The following is a 24,049-nucleotide window of genomic DNA, read 5'->3' as shown; positions in this document are numbered from 1 at the left end:
AGCTTGAATCACATCAGATCGATTTTCCAAACAGGCTCTAAGGTTTTTCGATAAAAACTCGTTAATAATGTATTTGTACTGCTTTTTCTCTTTTTTTCAAAAAAAATTAACGCTATCAGCCTGAGTGTGACGAAAGGTTTCTTTCGGTTCGCTGTGATGTGTTTTTTTGAAATATTTTGAGGGAAATGATATGTCGTCCCGGAACAAAACCGATAACAGTTCAACAACTGCCGCGGCTCAGGCAACGGCTTCGGCTCCTACCACAAGCGGGGGAAGCGGGACGAAGACTGACCCTTATATTCTTTCCAGTAATTCAGGAACTATTACCCTTAAGGCCGGGAAATACTATGTGGTTCCTGATAATGTGACGATCGGAAAGGCTGTTACTAACAGCGCTACAAACGATGCCAGCGGCGGGATCAATGTTAATGGCGCATATCTGGAAATTGCGTCTAACGCTCACGTTAATGGTACAATCAACATGAGCGTTTCGGGTTCATCCCTGAAACTGGATGCAACACCGAAGTGGGTTTACAGCGAGTATAATCCGGGCAAGGGCGGTACGGGTCAGTCGACGTGGACGTGGCAGTCCATTCAGTCTGCTGTCATTGATGGTCTTGTTACCAGTGATGACAAGCCCAATAAGGCCGTTAGCATTGTGGCTGAAGGTGTGACCAGCGACGGTTCTGTCCGTATTGTTGGAACCTACGGCACCAGCACCGCCAACGGTTCTGAGCTGATTTACGACAAGACATTCAAGCCTGCTGGCAGTAAGAGCAGCGGCTATCTTGGTTTTGAGGTTCTCGTTCCGGCTAAGAGTTCAGTTCTGAGCGGAACGGCTAAAACTCTTCCCTCGAACAAGACGAGCGATGGTGAGTACATTGTCGGTGACATCGGTTCCAATGTATATGTCTGTTTCCTTGCCGGCGCGATGATCCGGATGGCTGATGGTTCTGAAAAGGCCGTCGAGGATATTCAGGTCGGCGAACAGGTTGCTGCTCTGGTTGATGGCCAGTCAGTTGCTCGTGAGATCGTCTGGACGGGACGGAAATTTGCTTATACGCGAGCTGGTCTTCCAGCGGATGAGGCAGGCTACCCGGTCCGTATTGCGGCCGGTGCTATCGCTGAAGGCGTTCCCTCGCGTGATTTGTTTGTCACGTCCGAGCATAGCCTGTTTCTGAATGGCGGTTTTGTTCCTGTCCGTATGCTCGTCAATGGTGGTTCTATTGCATACGATCGCAGCCAAAGCAGCTTCTTCTACTATCATATCGAGACGGCTGATCACTCTGTGATCTTCGCGGATGACTGTGCGACAGAATCCTTCCTGGATACGGGGCACAAGGGCATCTTTGAAGGGAGCGACAACATCATTTCCCTGCGGGCCAAGACATGGGCGGATGCAGCTGCGCCCCTCATGACTGCTCGGGATATTGTTGAGCCACTTCATGTATCTCTTGCCGCTCGTTCGATCGAGCAGGGTGTTTCTGTAGACGGTGCCGCTGAAGTAACGACAGATGCAGGTTTGCATCTGGTGACGACCGAAGGGCTGACGGTTCATCCGCTGCGTCAGGTCGGTTCAGACGTGTCGTTCATGCTGCCATCTGGTACGCGTGGGGTTTATGTGGTTTCCCGCACCAGCCGTCCTTGTGACACGATCGGGCCATTCGTGGATGATCGTCGTCAGTTGGGTGTACTGGTGGGTGCGGCTCATCTGACGTCTTCGAATGCAAACCAGCATAGGATTGTCTCCCATCTGGACGGTCAGCTTTCGGGCTGGAATGCATCGGAAGGTACGCATCGCTGGACTACGGGCTATGCGTTCCTTGTACTTCCCGCCTGTGCGACGAATGTTAGTAGCATCCTGACGCTGGAAATTGCGGGCGCTGGTCCATATCTCGTGGCGGACGTTGTAGAAGGTGCTCAGGCGCTTTCAGCCTAAAGTTACTTCTGAAATACTGAATAAAAAAGGCGACACATCTTCGGAGGTGTCGCCTTTTTTATTCGCCCTTTTGCAGGGGCGAAATTACTTGTTGGTAGAAGAAGTCTTGTCGGGAACGATGGATGTCACAAAGTCTTCAGAAACAAACACGATGGAGTTCAACGCTTCATCAAGAGCTTCCATGGCCTCTTTTGGGTGTCGTCCTTCAGTGAAGACAGTTGCGCGGTTGATGGTGCCCTGAAGTGGCGAAATGGGTGCGAGCGCAAGAATGAAGTCTGCATTCTGGCCGACAACCTTCATTGTCTGAGACGCGGCATCAGTGTCACCGTTTTTCAACTGCGTATTGGCTGATGCGATGGCGGCTTTCTGCTCTGGCGCGAGCGTTTCGCTGGCAATGAATTCGCCCCCAACTGGCAGCCAGTCAAGCTGACCTGTGGCTGCGTGATGCTCCGGAGGAAGGGGGTGGCCTGGTGCTGTATGAAGCTCACTTTCTGCAGCCTGGAACTTCTGGGTGGCCTTCGTGGCTGCAACGAGGCGCTTCTGCGCATCATAAAGGGCTGGGATCGCCGCGTCAGTCTGTCCGGCAGCCAGAATCTGTCGGGCTTTCAGAATGTCCGTCATGGTGTGCTGGCCATCTGAGGACAGGTGGTGGAATGCTCGATGTGCTTTGAAAGATTCCCAATCCTTGTGGAGTGATGAGGCGTGAGCCGGAACGGTTGAGAGCGTCAGAACAGCGGATGCAAGAAGAGAAAAGAAAATCTTCATGGAAATATCCTGTAATCAATAAGTCTATTCCGCTTGTATGTGGGCGTGTCGGTCGCAATTTCAATTGAAATATGGTTTATTTTTCGTCGATTATTCGGATAAAATTTGTACAGAATACTTGCTTCTCTGTTTCTTGATTTTAATAATACAGAAAATTTCTCGGAAAATGGATCATTCTTAAATTGTAAGCGCAAGCTTTCTGGGTATTTTGTTTCCATTTTGTGTGGCGTTTATGTTCTAAATGGAAAGAAAAAACTCAACAAAAAGAAATAAAATAAAAATATTTCCCTAAAGCACGGGAAGGGGTGGTTGCCGTTGCAAGTCCGTTTCCGTATGAACATAGCCCCTTCACGAGGCTGTGTCTTTCAGCGGAAAGAACGTTTTTTCCGTCTGGCAGCGCGTGTGTCAGTTGAGCAGCGAGTGTTCCAATGTCTTTGAATTCCGTCGTCGAGAGTGTGACCGCCCGGATTATCGAGCGTTCGAAAGTCTCCCGTCGCCGTTATCTTGCTCTGATGGAGCGGAACCGGGCGAAGGGCGTCTCGCGTCCGCGTCTGGCCTGCGGAAACCTCGCTCACGCCATTGCTGCTGCCGCATCTGACAAACCGGACCTCATGCGTCCCACGAGTACCAATCTCGGGATCGTCACGACGTATAATGACATGCTTTCGGCGCATCAGCCCTATGGCCGTTACCCCGATCAGATCAAGCTGTTCGCCCGTGAGGTCGGTGCGACGGCTCAGGTCGCGGGTGGTGCGCCTGCCATGTGCGATGGTGTGACGCAGGGACAGGAGGGCATGGAATTGTCCCTGTTCTCCCGTGACGTGATTGCCATGTCCACGGCTGTTGGGCTGAGCCATGGCATGTTTGAAGGCGTTGCGCTGCTTGGCATCTGTGACAAGATCGTGCCTGGGCTTCTGATGGGTGCGCTCCGCTTCGGGCACCTGCCAACCATTCTTATTCCTGCTGGTCCGATGCCGTCCGGCCTGCCCAATAAGGAAAAGCAGCGGATCCGCCAGCTCTATGTTCAGGGCAAGGTTGGGCAGGATCGCCTGATGGAGGCGGAAAACGCGTCCTATCACAGCGCTGGAACCTGCACCTTCTATGGTACGGCCAATACGAACCAGATGATGGTCGAGATCATGGGTCTGATGATGCCGGATTCCGCCTTCATCAATCCGAATACGCCTCTGCGCCAGGCTGTGACTCGAGCCAGTGTTCACCGTCTGGCAGAGATTGGTCTCAACGGTGAAGATGTCCGTCCGCTGGCGCATTGCGTGGATGAGAAGGCGATCGTCAATGCGGCTGTTGGCCTGCTGGCAACAGGTGGTTCGACCAATCACACGATCCATTTGCCAGCGATTGCCCGTGCTGCAGGTATCATCATTGACTGGGAAGATCTGAGCCGTCTTTCTGCTGCCGTACCGCTGATGACGCGCGTTTACCCGAGCGGATCGGAAGATGTGAATGCGTTCAATCATGTTGGTGGAATGCCGACCGTGATTGCTGAACTGTCCCGCGCTGGTCTGCTGCACACGGATATTATGACAGTCTCACGGGGCGGTTTTGCAGATTATGCCTGCCGTGCCAGCCTGCAGGACGATGAGGTGGTCTACACCCACGCCAAGCCTTCACTGGATCGGGATATCCTTCGGGATGTCAGCGAGCCCTTCAAGGCGGATGGCGGCATCAAGCTCATGAAGGGCAATGTGGGGCGTGGCATTTATAAGAGCAGCGCAATCTCCGAAGAGCATCTGACGGTTGAAGCGCCTGCGCGTGTTTTCCACGACCAGCATGACGTGGCAACGGCATTCCAGAATGGCGAACTGGAGCGGGATGTCGTCGTAGTCGTGCGTTTCCAGGGGCCGGAAGCCAATGGAATGCCAGAGCTCCACAAGCTGACACCGACGCTGGGTGTGCTTCAGGATCGTGGCTACAAGGTTGCGCTGCTCACGGATGGTCGCATGTCCGGCGCGAGCGGTAAGGTTCCGGCTGCCATTCACGTTGGCCCGGAAGCTCAGGTCGGGGGCCCGATCGCGAAGGTGCGAGATGGCGACATGATCCGTGTTTGCGCTGTGACGGGGCAGATCGAGGTTCTGGTGGATGCGGCTGAGTGGGACGCCCGTGACGTTGTGCCGCCGCCACCGCCAGGTCTGGGAACAGGCCGCGAGCTTTTCGCGCTCATGCGTTCGGTGCATGATCCTGCTGAGGCTGGCGCATCCGCGATGCTGTCTCAGATGGACCGCGTGATCGAAACCGTTGGCGACGATATTCACTAAGGACAATTTTCATGACTGATACCGCAAAACTTGATGCCGTCATGACCCGTTGCCCGGTCATTCCGGTGCTGGTGGTCAATGACGTGGCACAGGCTCGCCCGCTGGCAGAAGCGCTGGTCGCCGGTGGCCTGAGCACGCTCGAAGTTACGCTGCGGACGCCTTGTGCGCTTGAAGTGATCGAAGAGATGTCCAAGGTAGACGGTGCTTTCGTCGGTGCAGGCACGGTTCTGAACCCGAAGGATCTGGAGCGTTCCGTGAAGGCCGGTTCACGCTTCATTGTTAGCCCAGGTCTGACTGCACCGCTGGCGGATGCTGCCCGCGATCATGATGTGCCTTTCCTTCCGGGTGTGGCGAATGCTGGCGATATCATGCGCGGTCTGGATCTGGGCCTGACGCGTTTCAAGTTTTTCCCGGCCGTAACCAATGGCGGGATTCCGGCTCTGAAGAGCCTGGCGAGTGTGTTCGGGAATGTCCGTTTCTGCCCGACCGGTGGGATTACGGAAGCAAGCGCACCGGAATGGCTGTCACTTCCCTCAGTGTCCTGTGTCGGCGGCTCCTGGATTACGGCTGGCGAATTTGATGCCAAGACCGTCACACAGCGTGCGACGGCTGCCGCACTGCTCCGTCAGAGCTGAACAGCAGACTGTTTGTGAGGAACAAAGGCGATTCGGAGAAACTTCGGATCGCCTTTTTTATTGTCGTAATGCTGCTGTTGGTGCGCCATGAACGGATTGGGAACATCACAAGTAGCCTGTTTGTGGGATTTAAGGAATTTATCGTGAGAAAATAAGGGATTATCTCTTTTCTGAGGCGATGAAGCGGATCATAAGAGCGCGTGACTGGACGCTCTCATCTCCTCATCGGCGGTTTCGCCGTACTATGTGCCATGCGGTGGCACATTCTTGCATCAGAGCCGCTTTCCGTGTGTACGGGGCTCCTCGGCAGCCTGCTGCCTGATATTGATACGGAACGCTCAATGCTTGGCGCGAGGGTGAAACTCCTGTCCCGCTTTCTGGCTCGAACGGTAGGTCATCGTGGATTAACGCATTCTGGCGTTGTTCTGCTTCTGGCTGCGTGTCTGGTTTCCGCTACCATGGGCAAAGATGCCCTGTATGGCCCGGTCGGTGCCCTTCTTCTGGGGGCTGCGACACATATTGCTGCTGATCTCCCAACCGGTGGGTGCCAGCTTCTCGCGCCGTTGAGCCGTTCCCGACTGTCTTTCTGGCCCTACGTCCGTACGGGCGGCTTGGGTGAGATCATGCTTCTTCTGCCCACCCTGTTTTTATTGGGTTGGGCAGGGTTCGCGGGCCGTGATCCATTCGGCGATCACGCTCCTCCTGCCATGCATCACCAGCGGTTGCATGGACATGTTTTGAAGGATATTGCAGTTCCATCATGACTGAGACCCGACTCCCCGTCCGTCGCGCCCTTCTCTCCGTCTCTGACAAGGCGGGATTGATTGAACTGGGGCGTGCACTTGCAGCCCACGGTGCAGAACTGCTTTCGACGGGGGGCTCGGCACGGGCGCTGCGTGAGGCAGGTCTGACAGTCAAGGATGTTTCCGAACATACCGGCTTTCCTGAAATCCTTGATGGCCGCGTCAAGACGCTGGTACCGCAGGTTCATGGTGGCATTCTGGGACGTCGTGATCTTCCGGCTCATCTGAGCCAGATGGAAGAGCATGGCATCGCTCCGATCGACCTTGTCTGCGTCAATCTCTATCCGTTTGCGGCAACCGTTGCTTCCGGTGCTGGTGACGAAGATTGCATCGAGAACATCGACATTGGTGGCCCTGCCATGATCCGCGCGGCTGCCAAGAATTTCGGGCATGTCGCGATCCTGACATCGCCGGACCAATATGGTGACTTTGTAAAGTCGATTGAGGCTGGTGGAACCTATCTGAGCGAACGCCGGGATTATGCCGGTGCCGCCTATGCTCATACGGCGTCTTATGACGGCATGATTTCGCGCTGGTTTGCAGAGCGGGCAGGGGAACTTCTGCCGCCGGTTCTGACGCTGAGCGGCTCACGTGATGAATTGCTGCGTTATGGCGAAAATCCGCATCAGAAAGCTGCTTTTTATCGCGATGGCAGCACGCGGGCGGGGATTGCGACAGCACGTCAGGTTCAGGGTAAAGCGCTCAGCTACAACAACCTGAATGATACGGATGCCGCGTTTGAAGCGGTGGCAGAGTTTGATGCGCCTACCGTCGTAATCGTGAAGCACGCCAATCCGTGTGGCGTGGCTTCTGCGGCTACGTTGGAAGACGCCTGGATTGCCGCTCTGCGTTGTGATCCGGTTTCAGCATTCGGTGGCATCGTTGCTGTGAACCGTACTCTGGATGGTGCGACGGCTCAGCGGATCAGTTCCATCTTCACGGAAGTGATTGTGGCACCTGATGCAGACGAGCGGGCTATCGAAATTCTGTCCCGCAAGAAAAACCTGCGCCTTCTGCTGACCGGCGGTATGCCTGACCCTACTGCTGAAGGGCTGGCGTTCCGCTCTGTAGCAGGTGGCTTCCTGGCACAGAGCCGGGATGCAGGTCGTGTGACAGAACAGGATCTGAAGGTCGTCACAAAGAGAGCGCCGACTGCTCAGGAAATGAAAGATCTTCTTTTCGCATTCCGGGTGGCCAAGCATGTTAAATCCAACGCCGTAATTTATGTCCGTGAAAATGCGACAGTTGGTATTGGTGCGGGTCAGATGTCACGGGTCGACAGCGCACGGATTGCAGCGCGCAAGAGCGAGGACGCCGCAGAGGTCGCTGGTGAGGCCGCGCCGTTGACCAAGGGCTCTGTCGCAGCCTCGGATGCGTTCTTCCCCTTCGCGGATGGTCTGGAAAGTGTTGTTGCTGCCGGTGCTGTCGCTGTGATCCAGCCAGGTGGCTCCATTCGCGATCAAGAGGTGATCGACGCCGCAGATGCGGCGGGTATTGCCATGGTCTTCACAGGCATGAGGCATTTCCGGCATTGAAACCTTTCGCATTCGCCAGTCTGCTACTGGCTCTTTCCGCTCCTTTGGTGGCTGACGCTGCGCCCTGTCTTTATGATATGTCGCCGCTTCCGGTCACGAAGGGTATTGTTTCTCGGATTACGCCGAGTGGCGTACTGTTGAGAGACGGAACAACGGTCATTCTGCCGGAAGAACTTTTGGCGAATGTTCGGCTGGCACAGCCTTTGGCCGTTCGCGGGCTTGTGGCCCAGGCAACCCACACGGTTCAGGCTTTTGCCCTGGATGGTAATCCGCCTGTTTGCCCTAACCCTGCAGCAGTGGCTCGCGGTCCGTTCCCGGGATCGCCAGGGTATGATCATATTCAGAACTGAGCTTTCGTATCCCTCTGAATAGAGGGGTACGTCATAAACCTTTTCTTCACATCTATTGTGCAATTCTCCTCCCCGGATGTCCGTTACTCACAGTCGGGGAGGGCTTGGTGTTGTTACAAATTCTACCCTCCCTACATGCAGGGGGTGATCAGAACTGGTCGTCTGTTCTTGTAGGAGCGCAACTCGCTTCAACAGAACGGTTTCAGGATTTTCTCAAAAGCTACGTTCACACTGGTGAAGAGCTGGTCTCGAAAACGCCCGTGCGTAATAATGCGGCGCAGTTATCAGGGAAAAAAGAACCTGATCCGTTTCCGGAAACGCCCAATCCTATTCAGGATAACAAGATACAGAAGGCTTCGACCTCAAGTACTGTGGGTCAAAGCGAACTGCGTCAAAACTGTGATCAGAAAACTCAAAAAACCCCAGTTTTGAAAGCTGAACCCCAGTCAGTACAGCTTCGTTCGGGTGGACCTTCAACATCTTCCGCAGAGAAAATTTCGTCTGAGACCGATGAGAAGGAAGTGCAGTCGAAGTCATCATCCGGAACAGAAGAACCGGAAAGCGAGACCTCAATTTCTGCCGAAGAGTCCGTCAAAAACACTCCTGAGTCTCCAGCGGCCAAAGATGTCTCTCTTCAGGTATTAAATTTGACAACACAGATACGCCCTGAGAGTGGGCAGACAATCCCTTCTGAACCTGTCGCGATGCAAAACACAGCGACTGGAAGTGCGGTCTCTGCGCCTGATAACGCAACACAGTCTGTAGATGACAACTTAGCCGCCCCTATTGCCTCCACTCTCTTGGATAGTACGCCAGAAGATGAAGTGGTCTCAGTTGAGGACGACTTCTCGGTGTCTGAACAAAGCGCAACACAGGAAAATATTTCATTTCCTGGGACAATCGGATCTTCATTAACTCCTGTATCGAATATGCGAGCAGAAGGTTCTGATGCGGCGGATGGAAGTAAAGGGCAGGCGTCAACCGTCGAAACGGTTTCTGCGCGTTCTGACGTCAGGTCCGCTCCGGCACAGGAGGACATGCCGGTCATCTCCCATCTATCTTCCGCAAGTCATCTCAACACAGAGATTGAAATGTCCCTGGGGGAAGGTGGAAAGGTTCATGTTTCCATTGACCAGGCGGAAGATGGCGAACGACATGTTCATATCCGCGCTGAAAATCCTGATGTTCTCCAATCTCTGGCGGAGGATAAAAGTGAGCTTTTTGCCACTTTGAACCAGGGTATCATTCCAATATCACCTGATCAGCCCATTATCCCGACAGATCTCACGCTGAGCCTGATGGGACATTTCTCTGAGAGTTCGGGGGACGGATCTGGTCAGGAAAACCGTTTGGCGACCGGGGATGCTGAGCATCTTGGATCGCCTTCGATTTCCAGAAACAAAACACAAGCATCTGCTCAATCGTCTCGAACACTGCTTCGTGGCGTTGTTGATCTGACAGCCTGAAGGAAGGTTTTTTATGGTGTCTTCTGTCAGCACTACGGCCAGCAGTGCCACGTCGCTGCTTAGTCAGGCCGTTTCTGCGGCTAAATCGAAAGCGGCCTCACAGACCTCCAATACGTCTTCATCAACGTCTACGACAAGTAGTGTTGCCAGTGCTGCGCTCTCATCATTGGCTGGAAATTTCAATCAGTTCCTGACGCTGCTGACAACTCAGCTTCAGCATCAGGATCCTAGCAACCCGACGAGCACAGACAGTTTTACCAGTGAGTTGGCCCAGTTCGCGGGTGTACAGCAGCAGGTGGAAACCAACAGCAATCTGACCAGCCTCCTTACGGCTACGCAGGACACACAGATGACATCCGGTATCGGGCTGATTGGAAAAACAACGACGGCAACCTCGTCAGCGCTACCATTGCAAAATGGGAATGGTTCTATGAGTTTTGTCGCGAGTGTAGCCGGCCCTGTAGCGATTGCTGTGACCGATTCTAATGGCCAGGTGGTCAAGACCGATACCGTAACGGCTCAGGTCGGTACAAATTCTTGGTCTTGGAATGGTGTTAGCGATAGTGGCACGCAGCTATCGGATGGGCAGTATTTTGTCGCCGTAGAGGGCACGGATACAACGGGAAGTTCCACGGCTCTTTCAACAACAGTTTCTGGTACCGTAACCGGCTTGAACCGGACATCCAGCGGCGTGAATGTGCAAATGGGTGATACATCAATCGCACTAAGCGATCTTGATGGCTTTTCTGGAGCCTGACAACGCGATGAGGAAAACTGCGCTCGTTTTAAGTAGGCATTAACCTTTTCCATACACAATGCTCATCAGTAATTGCAGCGTTAAGGGTGACACGCATGTGGATGGGCAAAATGCTGTTGCCAGACAGGTCTGTAGATAGGTTTGCCTCCATGAGGTGGGACTTCAAGTGAAGGCTTTTCTGGCAAATCTCAAACAGCTTGGTCTGCCACGTCTGGCCGCTCTGGGAGGCGTGGGAGCGGCCATGCTGGTGCTTCTTGGTGTGCTGGTCATGCACGGGGCAGACTCAGCCAACGCGCTTCTCTATCGGGATCTCGATCCCCGGGAAGCCGGCGAGATCGTGGATCAGCTTGCCAAGGATCATATTTCCTACCATCTCCAGGATCAGGGCGCCACGATCATGGTGCCGGATGATGATGTCGCCAAGGCGCGCCTTCTGCTTGCGAAAAGTGGTCTGCCTTCCGGTGGGTCCGTGGGCTATGAAATTTTCGACAAGGGCAACAGTTTCACTGCGACCCAGTTCGAGCAGACAATTAACGAAACGCGTGCTCTCGAAGGCGAATTGGAACGGTCGATCCGCCTGATTCACGGTGTCAGAAATGCACGTGTCCATCTTGTTCTGCGGCATCGAGAACTTTTTTCCACAGATGAGCAGGGCGCGCAGGCAAGTGTTCTTCTTTCAATGGATGGCGCACGCCGACTGGATGAGGAAAGTGTAGCGGCCGTGGTCAATCTGGTTTCTGCTGCTGTCCCCGGCCTCGACGCCAAAAATATTTCGCTCGTGGATAACCGTGGACACGTCCTGCTTCGTCAAGGTGGTGGAGGTCTGGATGGCAATCAGACGGCTGAAGCACAGCGTCAGGCCTTGGAACAACGCATCTCACGTGAGGTGGAAGATATGCTGGGTGCGTCAGTCGGCGTTGGGCGTGTGCGTGTGGATGCCACAGTTGCGATGAATAATGATCACGTCAAAGAAACCCAAGAAAGTTACGATCCTGATCAGCAGGTTCTTCGTTCACAGCAAACGAAAAATGAAAAGAACATCAACACGCAGGCCTCAAACAACACGACGGTCGCTAACAATCTGCCGAATGCGAATGCTGGTCAGCCCCAGAATGGAAGTCAGAGCAGCCGACAGGAACAGACGGACAATTATGAGATCGGCAAAAAGGTTCGCACACTGGTACAGGACCAGCCCCGAATTGCCCGGATCAGTGTCGCCGTAATGGTTGATGGTGTTAATCAGGCGGATTCAAAGGGCCAGCATATCTGGCAGCCTCGTAGTCAGGCGGAGCTGGAGCGGCTTACAGCGCTTACGAAAAGCGCCATAGGCTTTGATCAGACGCGTGGAGACGTTGTTACGGTCATGTCCATGCAGTTCTCTGATCTGGATGCAGTCATGCCGCCTGTTTCGACGGGTTTCATGAATGGACTGCTTAATCGCTCGAACGAGATGCAAGCCATCCGGTTTGGCATTTTTTCGCTTTGCCTGTTGATGGTCCTTTTCTTCGTAGTCCGTCCGTTGTTGCGCCCTCTGCCCGGAACGAGTGCAACTGACGTTTCGACGTTGTCCAGGGATGTGAGCGGCGGCCTGGCTCTTGCGGGGCCTGCCGTCCGAGCTACAGGGGATAGTGGAAGCCCGGGAGGCAGCTTGCTGCCCGCTCCATATGACATCGTAGACGCAGAACTTCAGGATGGTGAAGAAACAATTGTGGTTAATGGTGTTGCCGGAAGAATTCGCGCCTCATCGGTACAAAAAGTCGTGGATCTGGTGGAAACGCATCCGACGGAAAGCATCGCTCTGATGCGGAGTTGGCTCATGCCTCAGCAGGAAGGGCGCTGAAATGATTGGAATGGAGAAAGCCGTTACGGGCGCGCAGAAAGCAGCCATTCTGATGATGGCGCTGGGCGAAGAGAACTGCGCTCGACTGTTCGAGCAAATGCACGAGGAGGAAATCCGTGAAATTTCTTCTGCAATGTCTCAGCTAGGGATGGTTTCGGCTGAAACGGTCGAAAGTGTCTGTCATGAGTTCAGTCGTAGTCTCGGGTCCTCTGAAGTTCTTATCGGCGATATCGAGACCACTGAGCGCCTTCTGAAAAATGCGCTTCCTGCTGGCCGCGCTGCGGCGATTATGGAAGAAATTCGTGGTCCAGCAGGGCGGACCATGTGGGATAAGCTAGGGAATATCTCCGAGACAGTCCTGGCAAATTATCTCCGTAACGAATATCCCCAGACAGTTGCTGTAGTATTAAGTCGCATTAAAGCGGCTCATGCCGCACGGGTATTGTCTCTTCTTCCAGAGGATTTTTCTCTGGATGTCATGACACGTATGCTGAAGATGGAAAATGTTCAGAAAGGAGTTCTGCATAGCGTTGAGCAGACGTTGAGGTCAGAATTCGTCTCAAACCTGCCTCGTGGGGCTCATCGCGATAGCCACGAAGTGCTCGCGGATATTTTCAATAATTTCGATCGTCGTCTGGAAGCGCGTTTCATGACTGCGCTCGAAGAGCGTAGCCAAGATGACGCAGAACGTATCAAGAGCCTTATGTTTACATTCGAGGAGTTGGCCCAGGTTCCGCCTGAAGGTCTGATGGTACTGCTGAATCAGATCTCCCGGGAAATCCTTCCTATGGCTCTCAAGGGGGCGAGTGAAAAACTTAAAAGTGCGTTTCTCGCGGCGATGTCTGAGCGAGCTGCTCGTATTCTCATGGACGAAGTGGAAGCATTGGGACCTGTCCGCATCAAGGATGTAGATGCAGCTCAAAGTGAGATTGTGATTGTCGCCAAGAGTCTGCTTGATCGGGGAGAGATAGAGATTCTGGATCAGGAGCAGGCAGGTAATGAGATGCTCCTGTGACAATGATGGATTACGAAAGGCCGGATCGGGTTGCGGGTGTTCTGTATGCGGAAGATTTTGATTTTCCCGTCCCGGCAGATGACCAGCCAAACGTGCATGCAGAGATGGAGCGTGAGCCGGAAGTTCTACCTCCCTCTTATACAGACGAGGATCTAGAAAATGCACGGCGTGTAGGGGAGGAAAAGGGAAGGCGTGAAGAGCGGCAATGCTTGGTTCTCGAAAAAGAGAAATGGCAAATTGGTGTTGAGAAGAAAATTCTTGAGCTTATCACGCAAATGAACGCCCAATCCGAGGACATCGTAAGAAAAATGTCTGAGGAAGCTGCCGCAGTATTACTTTCTCAGATGGCAGCGCTTTTTCCATCTTTGCTTCAAGATATGGGAAAAAAAGAGCGTGATGCCGTACTGTGTAAAATTGTGCCTTTCCTTAAAAGGGCCGTGCGGTTGCGCATAGAGGCACCGGAGCATGAAATAAATTATCTGTCCGGCCTATGTACGCAAGCGGGGGTGTCGGAGGTCGATTGTCATGTCAACGATACTCTTGCGCCTGGTGATTTTAGGTTCTCATGGCCTGAAGGACAGGCTTTTCGAAATGCAGGGAGTATCGCTCAGGATATTCTATCCAATTTTAAAATATTGAGCTGATTCATAGGAGTACTGATGATGACTGAGACAAAAAAAGAATTTGAGATTGATAGCGTTGAGGAAATGCCGTCCTCAGCAAATGAAGTTCCAAGGTTCGCGCATGACCTGGAGGCGATTTACGATATTCCTGTAACGGTAAGTGCGGTACTCGGCAGAACGACCATGCAGGTTAGCCAATTACTGCGTCTGGGGCGCGGGGCCGTTGTTGAGCTGGACCGAAAAATCGGCGATTCCATCGATATTCTGGTGAATAACAGATTAATCGCGAGGGGAGAGGTTGTCATGGTTGATGAGTCCCGGCTGGGCGTAACGATGACAGAGATCATTAAATCCGAAAAAGCTAAAAACTAATCGGCGTTTTTACGGATACTTAACTTTCTGGGGAGATACTTCTTACACCCGGAGCGAAAATAGGTTCCTCCGTTTTTATTTGCGGAGAGAGGCCGATGAGTGAGGCGCGAGGCAATCTTCCTGTTGTTCTGAAAATGCCTGCGATTTCTGATGCGCTCCAAAAGATACCTCTTCCAAATTGGGCGCGAGGGTATGCGCGCTGGCTGCCGGGATCTGATGTAGGGCTGGCTTTAGCGGTTGCAGCACTCCTCTCCGTACTTGTTCTGCCTCTTCCAACATTCATTCTGGATGTGGGGCTGGCTCTTTCAGTTACGGCCTCCGTATTGGTTCTGATGGTCGCGCTCTTTCTTACGCGCCCGTTGGATTTTACATCTTTCCCGACGTTATTACTTTTAACGACTTTGCTGCGTTTGTCGCTTGAGGTTGCTACAACACGTCTTATCCTCAGTCACGGATATGAAGGGACCTATGCTGCCGGACACGTCGTAGCTGCGTTCGGTGGTTTTCTCATGGGTGGCGACGTTGTCATTGGTGCCATTCTGTTTGCCATTCTTCTTGTCGTGAACTTTATGGTCATTACCAAAGGTTCAGGTCGAATTGCTGAAGTGGCAGCCCGGTTTTCCCTGGATGCAATGCCTGGAAAACAGATGGCGATTGATGCTGAGCTTTCGTCTGGTGCAATCAGCGATAAAGTGGCTCGACAAAGGCGAAAAGAGCTCCAAGAGGAAAGCGGCTTTTATGGCGCGATGGACGGTGCAGCCAAGTTTGTCCGTGGGGATGCAATTGCCAGTCTGATCATTACGGCCATCAATATTGTCGGGGGCTTGGCCATTGGCATTGGTCGACACGGGATGTCGATCGTTGATGCTGCTTCCGCTTTTACGACATTGACGATTGGCGATGGACTGGTTTCCCAGATTCCAGCTCTTCTGGTTTCTACGGCTTCCGGCATTGTTGTGACAAAAGGAGGCACTGAAGGAGCGGCAGATGTCACGCTTGTTCGACAGCTTGGCGGTAATCCGAAGCCATTAGCATTGGCCGCAGGTTCTGCAGCGGTTTTGGCTCTTATGCCGGGACTTCCAGCTCTACCTTTCTTGGCACTTGCCGCTCTTGCTGGAGCCGGAGCCTGGTTTCGACATCGATCGCCAATTCAGGACCAGGATTCTGATGGCGACGCGGTCAGTTTGCCTGAAAACACTCAGGCCACTGAGGTACCTATTTCAGAGAGCTTGCGGGTTGATCTGCTGCGGCTTGAGCTGGGGTTCAATCTCCTGTCAATTGCCAGTGGTGATGGCGCGCGCCTGACCGAACAGATCAAGATTCTAAGGCGAACAATTGCTGGAGAGATGGGCTTTATCCTGCCTCCTGTTCGAATACAGGATAACCTACAGCTTTCTGCAGATGCTTATTCTGTAAGGATCAAGGAAATAGAAATTGGTCATGGGGAAGTACAAATAAGCCGTCTTATGGCCATGAATCCCAGAGGCGGTTTACCCGATTTACCTGGTGAGCAGACGCGGGAGCCAGCTTTCAACCTGCCAGCTCTCTGGATCGATCAGAACCTGCGGGAAAAAGCGATCATGCAGGGATACACGGTGGTGGATCCGGCGAGCGTGATCGTTACACATCTGACTGAGCTGGTTCGTGAAAATATGTCTGACCTTCTTTCTTACACGGAAACGCAGAAGCTCTTGGACGAAATGCCGCGCGATCAGCAGAAGCTGATTGTTGACCTTGTTCCTTCTCAGCTCTCAGTCAGCGTTATACAGCGCGTTCTCCAAGGACTGCTCGCTGAGCGGATTTCCATAAGAGATCTCTCGGGTATTCTCGAGGCTCTTCAAGAAGGGTGCGGGCAGGGGCAAAAATCAGTGTCTGCTCTTACGGCTCACGTACGCGTCCGGTTGGCTCGACAGATCAGTGCCGCGGTGACTGGCCCTAAAGGTTATATACCGATTTTAACATTAAGCCCGGACTGGGAAGTCGTCCTTTCAGAAAACATGACTGGGCCAGCTGATGATCGCCAAATTTCACTTCCACCGTCCCGTCTTAACGAATTCGTAGGGAAGTTACGTCAAGCTCTCGATATGGCGCTGGGGCAAGGCGAAAATCCGGTCATTCTTGTTGCAGGAGGTTTTCGTCGGCCGGTCAGGATGATCGTAGAGCGTATAAGGCCGGCGACTATGGTTCTTGCGCATGCAGAAATTTCAACTCGTGCGAAGATATATACCGTGGGAGTCATTCAGTGAGACAAAGTATGGAGAAGGGTGGATCATGCGCATAAAGCTGATCCGGGATGTCTCAATGTCAGCTGCGATGGCGACACTCCGTAAGACGCTCGGAGAAGACGCCTTTATCCTCTCATCTCGGGCGACATCTGATGGAGGCGTCGAGCTCACTGCAGCGCTTGATCCAGAAGTCCCCGATGAAAAAGAGCAGATCAAATCTGCTGTTCCGCTGAAGACAATCCCGAAAAAGACCTTCCATGACTGGCATGGTTTGGATTTGAGTAGTTTTTCTGACCATGGGGCAGAGTTGAATTACAAAAGGATTTTGTCGGAGAATATTTCGTTCGAAGCCCTCGACCTGTCTGCGGACGCTCCTCCCGTTATGGTTTGTGGGGTTCCAGGCAGTGGAAAAACCCTGACCATCGCCCGCTTTGCCACGCGTCTGGCTCTCGTTGGTATATCGCCTGTAGTTATGACGACAGACACAGAACGTTCTGGTGCGCTCGAACAATTAGCGGCGTGTACTCGAATACTTGGGCTGGATCTTATTGCGGTTGAAAGTTCTGAAATGCTGGAAAATCTGTGCCGCGTAAAACAGGGAAAGATGCCCATACTCATTGATACAGGAGCGGTCGTTCCTTTCGATGAGAAAGGGATGAAAATATTAACCGACCTTCAAAAAGCCGCCCAGGCCAGCCTGACATTGGTTCATCCTGCCGGCGAAGATCCAGCTGAGACAGAAGAAACGGTTTCATGGTTTTGTAAAAATGGCGCCAGTAAAATGATAGTCTCCCGTACCGATTGCGCGCGCCGTCTAGGGGGTATTGTCAGAGGAGCCATGGCTGGTATCCCTCTGGCCGAAGCAAGTACGGGAAGCCAATTGATTGGTGGTCTCAAACCGCTGGATTTTTCCAGTCTGAATGAACTGATGATCTCCAAATGGGAGATGGCTTCAGCAGTTTCTTCAGATGGACCTCAGAAGAAACTTGCTCAGAGTGCTATGCCTGTTGTTTCGAGGCGGCCTGCGAATTCAGATTCAACTCTCTTAAAAATGAACGCGCCTAGTGTGACTGGGGCAGCGGCGCTCATGAAGCATATTGCTGCGCAGGGTGGTGCATAATGGGCCCGGTCATGGATCATCAAATCAAACCGTCCCCACCGAAAGCTACAGGAGTTACTCCCTCTCGTTCGAGCCGGACGCGGATTATTGCAGTGGCGTCGGGGAAGGGGGGCGTGGGAAAGACCTGGCTTTCTGTCTCGCTGGCACAGGTTCTGGCATGTTCGGGATATAAGGTTCTCATTTTTGATGGGGATTTCGGCCTGGCGAATGTGGATATCCAGCTTGGACTTGTTCCAACCTACGATGTGATGGATATTTTATCCGGAAACATAACGATTGAGGCGGGTGTTCAGCATTTTCGTGGAGGAGCTGGTCTCTCTGCGTTTTCGTTTGACGTCCTCCCGGGAAGGTCTGGTGTTTCGGCTGTTTCCGGGATGGATTGTGCGTCGCTTGACAAGCTGCTGCTGTCTCTCCGGCTGGCAAAACAGTATGATTTCATTCTGCTGGATCTCTGCGCGGGAATTGACCCGATCACCAGGCATCTGGCGGCTATTTCAGATCAGCTACTGGCGGTCACCACGGACGAGCCTACGGCTTTGGCAGACGTTTACGCCATAATGAAGCTTTATCTAAGAGATCGGCGACGGGTCGGCGGAGACGATATGCACTGTCAACTGGTTATCAATCAAGCTTCCAGTCATCGTAGTGGCATCCAGACATATGAAAAGCTGCTGCAAGCGTGTCGTTTCTTTTTAAAATGGGAACCTCAGCTTGCAGGAACAGTGCGGAAAGACAGTAGAGTTCCTGCGGCAATCCGGAAGCAGTCCAGTCTTCTGGAAACGTTCCCGGCTTCCCCGGCGGCCGTAGATGTTGGCCGGCTGGTTCGCCAAGTGGTCCAGGGGAACTTACCTGCGATGGAGTAAATCGCGGCTTACGTCTCTTCAAGGGATCGCCTATGGTTCCTGGGTTACTGTTCCCAGGAAATGTACCGACCATGCGCGTTGCCCTGATCCAGATGGCTCCTTCGGCGGACCGGAGTGCCAATATCCTTCAAGCTCAGCGGCTGGTTTCAGAAGCTGTCAAAGCTCGGAAGCCAGATCTTGTGGTGCTGCCTGAAATCTGGAGCTGTCTGGGTGGTTCGGCTGCGACCAAGCAGGCTAATGCAGAGCTTCTACCTGATCCAGGCGATGCTGGAGGTGTACTCTACGAAGCGTTGAGGGCCATGGCCCGGGAACATAATGTCTGGGTTCACGGTGGTTCAATTGGAGAACTTGTAGGGCCTGAGTCGGGCGACAAGCTTGCCAATACTTCACTCGTTTTCAACCCTGATGGCGAGGAATGTGGGCGTTACAGAAAAATCCATCTCTTCGATGTTATTACACCCAATGGGGACGGCTATCGTGAAAGCGATAATTATGTGCCCGGGGAAGCGATCGAAGTCGTCGATATTGATGGCGTCCCGACCGGCCTCGCGATTTGCTATGATTTGAGGTTTGCTGAGCTGTTTCTTGCACTTCGGGCTGCGGATGTTGAGATGATTGTTCTGCCCGCAGCGTTTACGCAGCAAACGGGTGAAGCTCACTGGGACATTCTTGTCCGTGCTCGCGCTATTGAGTCTCAGACGTGGGTAATAGCGTGTGGAACGACTGGCTGGCATGTCGATGGGCAAGGCAATCAGCGCCAGACCTATGGCCATTCCATGATCGTCAATCCATGGGGAGAGGTTATTCTTCAATTGGGTAGTGAAGAAGGCTGGGGGGGGGCTGATCTTGATATGGATGAGGTCCGACAGGTGCGGGGGAGAATGCCCGTGCAGGCAAACAGGCGGCTGATTTGACCACTATGAAAATCGCTTTCACAGCTGCTGCTACCGATGCGGCACAAGACGCGCTTGCTGTGTTTGCTGCCCGTTATGGCAATGTCCCTTTAGAAGAGGCAGATGTTGCGGTCAGTCTGGGCGGAGACGGGTTCATGCTGGAGACACTTCACCGGGTGCTCGGTCTGGATCTCGCTGTCTATGGTATGAATTACGGCACCATCGGCTTCCTCATGAACACTCCGGATGAGGATAACCTGCCGGAGCGTTTGCTAAACGCTCAGCCTTCTCTGCTTCATCCGCTTCATATGACTGCGACAACTGTCAGTGGTGAGGTCGTCGAAGGGAAAGCTTTCAATGATGTGTTCCTCTTTCGACAGACGCGGCAGACTTCCAGGATCCGGATTGAGATTGATGGCCGGACAAGGCTGGAGGAACTGATTTGCGATGGCGTGATTGTTGCTACGCCGGCAGGATCCACAGCCTACAATCTTTCCGCACATGGCCCGATTGTGCCTCTGAGTGCGAATATTCTCCCTTTAACTCCTATCTCGGCTTTCCGTCCGAGGCGGTGGAGGGGAGCTCTTTTGCCGTCAACGGCTGTGGTTCGGTTGACGCTGCTTGATACGGACAAGCGTCCGACTGCGGCAGTAGCGGATTTCAAGGAAATTCGGAATGTTGTGGAAGTCGTGGTGAAAGAGGACCGCAGGCAGCATGCTACGGTCCTGTTCGACCCGGATCACGGTCTGTCCGAACGCATTATCGCCGAACAGTTTCTACCCTGACGTCACAGAATAGGCGTCAGTAGAGACTTACCTTCGAAATGGGCCACGAGATTGTCGACCATGAGATTGCCCATTACCGTTCTTGTCTCGATAGTTGCCGAGGCCTGATGGGCCTGAAGAACTGTATTCTCCAAAGTGGAAAACTCTGGATTGATATTAGGTTCGTTCTGGAACACATCCAGGCCCGCTCCAGCAATACGCTTCTGCTTCAGAGCAGACAGGAGAGCGGCCTCGTCGACAACTGAGCCGCGCGCAATATTGATGAGCACGCCGTCAGGTCCGAGTGCGTCCAGAATCTCGGCATTGACCATGTTCGCCGAGCGTGGACCGCCCGAAACCGCCAGAACAAGAACATCCGACCATTCTGCCAAGGCTTTCAGATCGGGTTCAAAGCGTAGTGGGCTTTCTGCACGGGGGCGGGAATTGAAGTAAGCCAGATCCATGCCAAAGGCTGCGGCACGGTGTGCAATGGCTTGTCCGATGTGGCCAAAGCCCGCAATTCCCATACGCTTTTTGGTAACGCTTCTGGAGAGGGGAAGGGGCTGAGTTGGCCATCTGCCTTCGCGGACGAGGCGATCATTGAGAACGGTTTCGCGCATGACCGCAAGCGTGAGGACGATGGCCATGTCTGCGACGTCATCCGTAAGCGTTCCAAGGGTTGTCGCTACACCAATCTTGCGTTGGCGTGCGTCTTCCAGATCAATCTGGTCAGTGCCGACCCCGTTTACCGAAATGACTTCCAGAGCGGGAAGGGCGTCCATAATGGGGCGGGGAAGGCCTGATCCGCCGCCCGTCGCCACGCCGCGGATTTTATTCGCATAAGGCGAGAGGGCTTCAATTCCTTCATACTGATGGACTGTAAACAGGCTTTCCAGTCGTTCCTTGATTGCCGGCGGGAACTGGTCGATTGCGAGAATGTCAGGGCGGGAAGACAAGGCGGTTCTCCAATCTGGTGACGTTAAGCCTCAACCGGGCCAAGTTCTTTTTCGGCAAGATGGCGGCACGCTGCTTCGACTTCCTGCCAGGTGACATCAAAACCTTCGTCAGAGCCGTAATAGGGATCTGCTACGGCGCTTCCCTGTCGACCTGGGAGATGGTCCAGCATCAGGGAAATACGAGCCTTGCTTCCATCGGGCTGAAGATTACGCAGGTAAGACAGGTGGGAATGGTCGAGCGCAAGAATATGATCAAAACGCTCAAAATCTTCGCGTGTTACCAGCCGAGCGCGAAGGTTCGACGCATCCAGTCCGTGTTGAAGTGCGACACGACATGCTCTTGGATCTGGAGGGTAACCGAGATGCCAGTGCCCGGTCGCGGCTGAATCGATATCAAGCTTCAGGCCGCGGATCGTAGCTTCCCGACGCATGGCGAGTTCTGCGAGTGGTGAACGGCAGATATTACCTGTGCAGACAAACAGGAAACTCTTCAAGCGCCGGTGAGCCATATGAAAAATGCCATCGTTGCAATGGAACTGAGTGTTCCGAAAAACAGGACCGATGCGATTTCGCGTTCGAGCACATGATACCGCATCGCCAGGATAACGTTGATGGAAGCGCTCGGGATTGCCATCGTCAACACACTTTCCTGAAGTGCCTGAACAGGAAGGTGCCACAGGCGTGCGAGAATGTAGATGATGCCGGGGATCATAATATTCCGAACACCTACAATCGTACCGACCAACGGGCTGAAACGGACCTGGCGGGTAAAAAGTACGACCCCGGAGGCGAAAAGGGCAGCGCCGCCTGTTGTGCGTCCCAAAAGCTGGAGCGAGCCTTTCAGAAAGTGCGGAATGAAGGCGCCTGCGCTCACAAGGATCAGCGCCATGAGCGGCACCCAGACGACTGGTTCGCGGCAGGAGTGCAGGAGGTGTCCTACAAGTTCCTTCAGTTCGTCACGCCGCTCGGCAGATGGTGACCGGGGTTGGCGGCCTTCATGATCATGCCCCATGAGGATGAGCGTGATAGGAAGCTGGATCAGATTCATTGCCAGCGCAGCAATGGAGATGGGGACGCCACTTGCAGCGCCAAAAATCTGACCAAGAACCGGAATACCAATGAAGGGCACCGAAGGTCCGGTAACGGTCATGGCAATCATGGCCGCTTCGCTCAGTCGGCGTTTGAGCGCAAAACGGAAAATTGAAAAGACAACAAAATACCCGCCGACCATCGCAAGAAGGATCAGTACGGCAACAGGTCCAGCGGAAAGAACCTGGGCTTTCGGGGTGCTGAGAATGGAGACCAGAAGTTCGAGAGGCAGCGCGTAAAGCATGACCAGCCGCGTCAGAACACCCGCCTGCTGGGCATCGAAATCTTTGCGATAAGCAGCGAAATAACCGAAACCGAGCGTGACCAGGATCGGAAGGATCGCTTCAACGATCGTGAGCAGCAGGTTGGGAGAACTGGTCATGTAATGCTCATAAAAATGCGGAAGTTCCAGCTATGTCAGGGTTCTTTCGTAATGACATCGTTACCATTCGTCCATCCCTGCAAGTGCGGGTAGTGATTGACCTGACTGCTGGGGAGTGTCTTTCTGGAGCAAATCTGTCCCATTTTCTTTCATGGTCAAATCATGCAGTCCATTTTTGATACGCTGGTCGGCTTCATTCTGACGTTGCTAGGGCTGATCGTAGCCGCGGTCACCTTTGTCGAACTGGCGGTTCGTTCTGCTCTGGGCAGTATGGGGATCCAAGGCCCGATCCAGACGATATTGCTGCTGCTTCTGTTCTTCGCACTCATCGGACTGGCGTTACGTATTTTCGGCCGACTGCTGGCCGTTCTGCTTACGGCAGCCTTCCTCGTTTATCTCTTGCATGCCCTTCTGGGAATTCCGCACAACATTCCCATGCAGCGTATTCCGCAGGACAAAACTGTCAGCTTTTAAGGGAAGTGTGGTGTCCGCGAGAGGATTCGAACCTCCGGCCCCAGGATTCATACCACTTCGGCTTTCGCCGCCGCACTTTTGATTAAGTGCGTTCGTGGTCTGGACTGTCTCTTCACCAAGGCTTTCTGAGGGCCCAGGTGTCGCCCGTACAGTCTCTACACCTTCTCTCTGCCACGGCAGGGAGCTTGGCTCGGGATTGGCACGACTCAAGAAAGTCAGAGCGTTCCCCGAATTTGAGCGAATCCACTATGGAGTTTCCTGCCATAGCGCCCAATTCAAACTTAGGAATCCTGTGCTCTATCCTGCTGAGCTACGCGGACACACGTTGGAAGTGTTATCGCACGACCGTTCTTTTCGCAAGGCGGGGCGGGTATCGGCTGACACTGAAAAAATACGTTAAAAATAAAAAAACTAAATCTTTCCAAACGTTATTCTGAGAAAAAACATATGAAAATTAAATTACCAATTTCTAGAAACAATTTAAATATTATTTCCAAAACAAGGATTCGAGAGAGCAATTCCTACAAAAGGATGCCATTTCAAAGAGAAGATGTTTCTTGCGCTTTTGTTTCGGCTGTGCTTCCAGTCACCAACAGCCTGTTAGGTTTCTTGGTATCAAACTTATAGAAACGTCTGTATCAAGAAAATATTCTCAGGTGGCTTTCTGTTCGTAAGCTGTCCTCCGGACGGGACGTGAGAAAGTAGAGCATTTGGAGGCATGTCTGCCCGCCTTGTCTTGGTGCTGCAGGTTTTTAACCTCCAAAAAAAGGCCGTAATCCATCGTGAGTTTGAATCTCGTGCGGCGGAGAAGTGGTCGCTGGACATTATCAGCGCTTGGGTAGGAAGGATGGCAATGCGGCACCCTGTTCCTACAGCATGCGCTTTGAAGCGCAGCTTCAGGTTTGCT

General features: G+C 53.1%; 22 protein-coding genes. 18 read left to right on the top strand and 4 right to left on the bottom strand.

The annotated features are described in order from the left end of the window. Window positions 1-190: 190 nt before the first annotated feature. Window positions 191-1,939 (top strand): Hint domain-containing protein, encoded by a 1,749-nt coding sequence (locus B7444_RS02230; protein WP_146911246.1) that lies wholly within the window; start codon window positions 191-193, stop codon window positions 1,937-1,939. A gap of 84 nt (window positions 1,940-2,023) precedes the next feature. Here B7444_RS02230 and B7444_RS02225 read toward each other — a convergent pair whose 3' ends face one another. Then, window positions 2,024-2,704: a YfdX family protein gene (locus B7444_RS02225; protein WP_007282665.1), complete on the bottom strand. Its 681-nt coding sequence runs from the start codon at window positions 2,702-2,704 to the stop codon at window positions 2,024-2,026. 428 nt (window positions 2,705-3,132) lie between these two features. Here B7444_RS02225 and edd point away from each other — a divergent pair, with 428 nt between their 5' ends. The 16 genes from edd (at window position 3,133) to B7444_RS02145 (ending at window position 20,262) form a co-directional block, all read left to right on the top strand. After that, entirely contained in the window at window positions 3,133-4,980 is a 1,848-nt protein-coding gene (gene edd, locus B7444_RS02220; RefSeq protein ID WP_007282667.1) for a phosphogluconate dehydratase, read from the top strand. A gap of 11 nt (window positions 4,981-4,991) precedes the next feature. After that, a complete protein-coding gene (gene eda, locus B7444_RS02215) occupies window positions 4,992-5,615 on the top strand; it encodes a bifunctional 4-hydroxy-2-oxoglutarate aldolase/2-dehydro-3-deoxy-phosphogluconate aldolase (protein WP_007282668.1) in 624 nt (207 codons plus the stop codon). Window positions 5,616-5,815: 200 nt separating this feature from the next. Then, window positions 5,816-6,379 carry a metal-dependent hydrolase gene (locus B7444_RS02210; RefSeq protein WP_016738108.1) on the top strand — a complete coding sequence of 188 codons (564 nt, stop codon included), beginning with the start codon at window positions 5,816-5,818 and terminating at the stop codon, window positions 6,377-6,379. Then, window positions 6,376-7,953 carry a bifunctional phosphoribosylaminoimidazolecarboxamide formyltransferase/IMP cyclohydrolase gene (gene purH / locus B7444_RS02205; protein ID WP_007282670.1) on the top strand — a complete coding sequence of 526 codons (1,578 nt, stop codon included), beginning with the start codon at window positions 6,376-6,378 and terminating at the stop codon, window positions 7,951-7,953. Before B7444_RS02210 ends, purH begins: the two co-directional genes overlap by 4 nt. Further along, window positions 7,950-8,303: a hypothetical protein gene (locus B7444_RS02200; protein ID WP_007282671.1), complete on the top strand. Its 354-nt coding sequence runs from the start codon at window positions 7,950-7,952 to the stop codon at window positions 8,301-8,303. The genes purH and B7444_RS02200 overlap by 4 nt, the downstream gene beginning before the upstream one ends. Before the next feature lie 107 nt (window positions 8,304-8,410). Next, on the top strand, window positions 8,411-9,769 hold the full coding sequence (locus B7444_RS02195; RefSeq protein WP_007282672.1) for a hypothetical protein: 1,359 nt from the start codon (window positions 8,411-8,413) through the stop codon (window positions 9,767-9,769). A 13-nt stretch (window positions 9,770-9,782) separates the two neighbouring features. Beyond that, a complete protein-coding gene (locus B7444_RS02190; RefSeq protein ID WP_007282673.1) occupies window positions 9,783-10,526 on the top strand; it encodes a flagellar hook assembly protein FlgD in 744 nt (247 codons plus the stop codon). A gap of 166 nt (window positions 10,527-10,692) precedes the next feature. Beyond that, entirely contained in the window at window positions 10,693-12,366 is a 1,674-nt protein-coding gene (fliF, locus tag B7444_RS02185) for a flagellar basal-body MS-ring/collar protein FliF (protein ID WP_007282674.1), read from the top strand. Window position 12,367: 1 nt separating this feature from the next. Continuing rightward, complete coding sequence (locus tag B7444_RS02180) at window positions 12,368-13,381, top strand: flagellar motor switch protein FliG (protein ID WP_007282675.1); 1,014 nt, start codon at window positions 12,368-12,370, stop codon at window positions 13,379-13,381. A gap of 2 nt (window positions 13,382-13,383) precedes the next feature. After that, window positions 13,384-14,025 (top strand): hypothetical protein, encoded by a 642-nt coding sequence (locus B7444_RS02175; protein ID WP_007282676.1) that lies wholly within the window; start codon window positions 13,384-13,386, stop codon window positions 14,023-14,025. 63 nt (window positions 14,026-14,088) lie between these two features. After that, the gene (gene fliN, locus B7444_RS02170; protein ID WP_224777914.1) at window positions 14,089-14,376 is read left to right on the top strand and encodes a flagellar motor switch protein FliN; all 288 of its coding nucleotides are present in this window, start codon (window positions 14,089-14,091) and stop codon (window positions 14,374-14,376) included. A gap of 95 nt (window positions 14,377-14,471) precedes the next feature. Continuing rightward, a complete protein-coding gene (gene flhA / locus B7444_RS02165; protein WP_007282678.1) occupies window positions 14,472-16,622 on the top strand; it encodes a flagellar biosynthesis protein FlhA in 2,151 nt (716 codons plus the stop codon). 25 nt (window positions 16,623-16,647) lie between these two features. Beyond that, complete coding sequence (locus tag B7444_RS02160) at window positions 16,648-17,721, top strand: flagellar biosynthesis protein FlhF (RefSeq protein WP_007282679.1); 1,074 nt, start codon at window positions 16,648-16,650, stop codon at window positions 17,719-17,721. Then, window positions 17,721-18,584 (top strand): AAA family ATPase, encoded by an 864-nt coding sequence (locus tag B7444_RS02155; protein ID WP_016738105.1) that lies wholly within the window; start codon window positions 17,721-17,723, stop codon window positions 18,582-18,584. Before B7444_RS02160 ends, B7444_RS02155 begins: the two co-directional genes overlap by 1 nt. Before the next feature lie 71 nt (window positions 18,585-18,655). Then, on the top strand, window positions 18,656-19,498 hold the full coding sequence (locus tag B7444_RS02150) for a carbon-nitrogen hydrolase family protein (RefSeq protein WP_007282681.1): 843 nt from the start codon (window positions 18,656-18,658) through the stop codon (window positions 19,496-19,498). Between the two features lie 5 nt (window positions 19,499-19,503). After that, window positions 19,504-20,262 carry an NAD kinase gene (locus tag B7444_RS02145; protein WP_007282682.1) on the top strand — a complete coding sequence of 253 codons (759 nt, stop codon included), beginning with the start codon at window positions 19,504-19,506 and terminating at the stop codon, window positions 20,260-20,262. Between the two features lie 2 nt (window positions 20,263-20,264). On the opposite strand, the gene B7444_RS02140 is transcribed toward B7444_RS02145, so the two are convergent. Genes B7444_RS02140 through B7444_RS02130 form a run of 3 tightly spaced genes read right to left on the bottom strand, consistent with a single transcriptional unit; the run spans window position 20,265 to window position 22,668 of the window. Then, window positions 20,265-21,197, bottom strand: a complete 933-nt coding sequence (locus B7444_RS02140; RefSeq protein WP_007282683.1) for a 2-hydroxyacid dehydrogenase — start codon at window positions 21,195-21,197, stop codon at window positions 20,265-20,267. 23 nt (window positions 21,198-21,220) lie between these two features. Then, window positions 21,221-21,706: a low molecular weight protein-tyrosine-phosphatase gene (locus B7444_RS02135; RefSeq protein WP_016738103.1), complete on the bottom strand. Its 486-nt coding sequence runs from the start codon at window positions 21,704-21,706 to the stop codon at window positions 21,221-21,223. Beyond that, a complete protein-coding gene (locus B7444_RS02130) occupies window positions 21,688-22,668 on the bottom strand; it encodes an AEC family transporter (RefSeq protein ID WP_007282685.1) in 981 nt (326 codons plus the stop codon). The genes B7444_RS02135 and B7444_RS02130 overlap by 19 nt, the downstream gene beginning before the upstream one ends. 162 nt (window positions 22,669-22,830) lie before the next feature. On the opposite strand from B7444_RS02130, the gene B7444_RS02125 reads away from it, so the two are divergent. Then, window positions 22,831-23,142, top strand: a complete 312-nt coding sequence (locus B7444_RS02125) for a hypothetical protein (RefSeq protein ID WP_007282686.1) — start codon at window positions 22,831-22,833, stop codon at window positions 23,140-23,142. Window positions 23,143-24,049 lie beyond the last annotated feature (907 nt).

It is taken from the genome of Gluconobacter thailandicus F149-1 = NBRC 100600 (genome assembly GCF_000964465.1).
Lineage (GTDB): Bacteria > Pseudomonadota > Alphaproteobacteria > Acetobacterales > Acetobacteraceae > Gluconobacter > Gluconobacter thailandicus.
This window is presented reverse-complemented; position numbering and strand designations above follow the sequence as displayed.

Excerpts from the sequence above, each read along its gene's own strand:
- B7444_RS02230 (WP_146911246.1), top strand. The coding sequence starts at position 191 with ATGTCGTCCCGGAACAAAACCGATAACAGTTCAACAACTGCCGCGGCT.
- B7444_RS02225 (WP_007282665.1), bottom strand. The coding sequence starts at position 2,704 with ATGAAGATTTTCTTTTCTCTTCTTGCATCCGCTGTTCTGACGCTCTCA.
- edd (WP_007282667.1), top strand. The coding sequence starts at position 3,133 with ATGTCTTTGAATTCCGTCGTCGAGAGTGTGACCGCCCGGATTATCGAG.
- eda (WP_007282668.1), top strand. The coding sequence starts at position 4,992 with ATGACTGATACCGCAAAACTTGATGCCGTCATGACCCGTTGCCCGGTC.
- purH (WP_007282670.1), top strand. The coding sequence starts at position 6,376 with ATGACTGAGACCCGACTCCCCGTCCGTCGCGCCCTTCTCTCCGTCTCT.
- B7444_RS02190 (WP_007282673.1), top strand. The coding sequence starts at position 9,783 with ATGGTGTCTTCTGTCAGCACTACGGCCAGCAGTGCCACGTCGCTGCTT.
- B7444_RS02180 (WP_007282675.1), top strand. The coding sequence starts at position 12,368 with ATGATTGGAATGGAGAAAGCCGTTACGGGCGCGCAGAAAGCAGCCATT.
- B7444_RS02175 (WP_007282676.1), top strand. The coding sequence starts at position 13,384 with ATGATGGATTACGAAAGGCCGGATCGGGTTGCGGGTGTTCTGTATGCG.
- fliN (WP_224777914.1), top strand. The coding sequence starts at position 14,089 with ATGCCGTCCTCAGCAAATGAAGTTCCAAGGTTCGCGCATGACCTGGAG.
- flhA (WP_007282678.1), top strand. The coding sequence starts at position 14,472 with ATGAGTGAGGCGCGAGGCAATCTTCCTGTTGTTCTGAAAATGCCTGCG.
- B7444_RS02160 (WP_007282679.1), top strand. The coding sequence starts at position 16,648 with ATGCGCATAAAGCTGATCCGGGATGTCTCAATGTCAGCTGCGATGGCG.
- B7444_RS02155 (WP_016738105.1), top strand. The coding sequence starts at position 17,721 with ATGGGCCCGGTCATGGATCATCAAATCAAACCGTCCCCACCGAAAGCT.
- B7444_RS02150 (WP_007282681.1), top strand. The coding sequence starts at position 18,656 with ATGCGCGTTGCCCTGATCCAGATGGCTCCTTCGGCGGACCGGAGTGCC.
- B7444_RS02145 (WP_007282682.1), top strand. The coding sequence starts at position 19,504 with ATGAAAATCGCTTTCACAGCTGCTGCTACCGATGCGGCACAAGACGCG.
- B7444_RS02135 (WP_016738103.1), bottom strand. The coding sequence starts at position 21,706 with ATGGCTCACCGGCGCTTGAAGAGTTTCCTGTTTGTCTGCACAGGTAAT.
- B7444_RS02130 (WP_007282685.1), bottom strand. The coding sequence starts at position 22,668 with ATGACCAGTTCTCCCAACCTGCTGCTCACGATCGTTGAAGCGATCCTT.
- B7444_RS02125 (WP_007282686.1), top strand. The coding sequence starts at position 22,831 with ATGCAGTCCATTTTTGATACGCTGGTCGGCTTCATTCTGACGTTGCTA.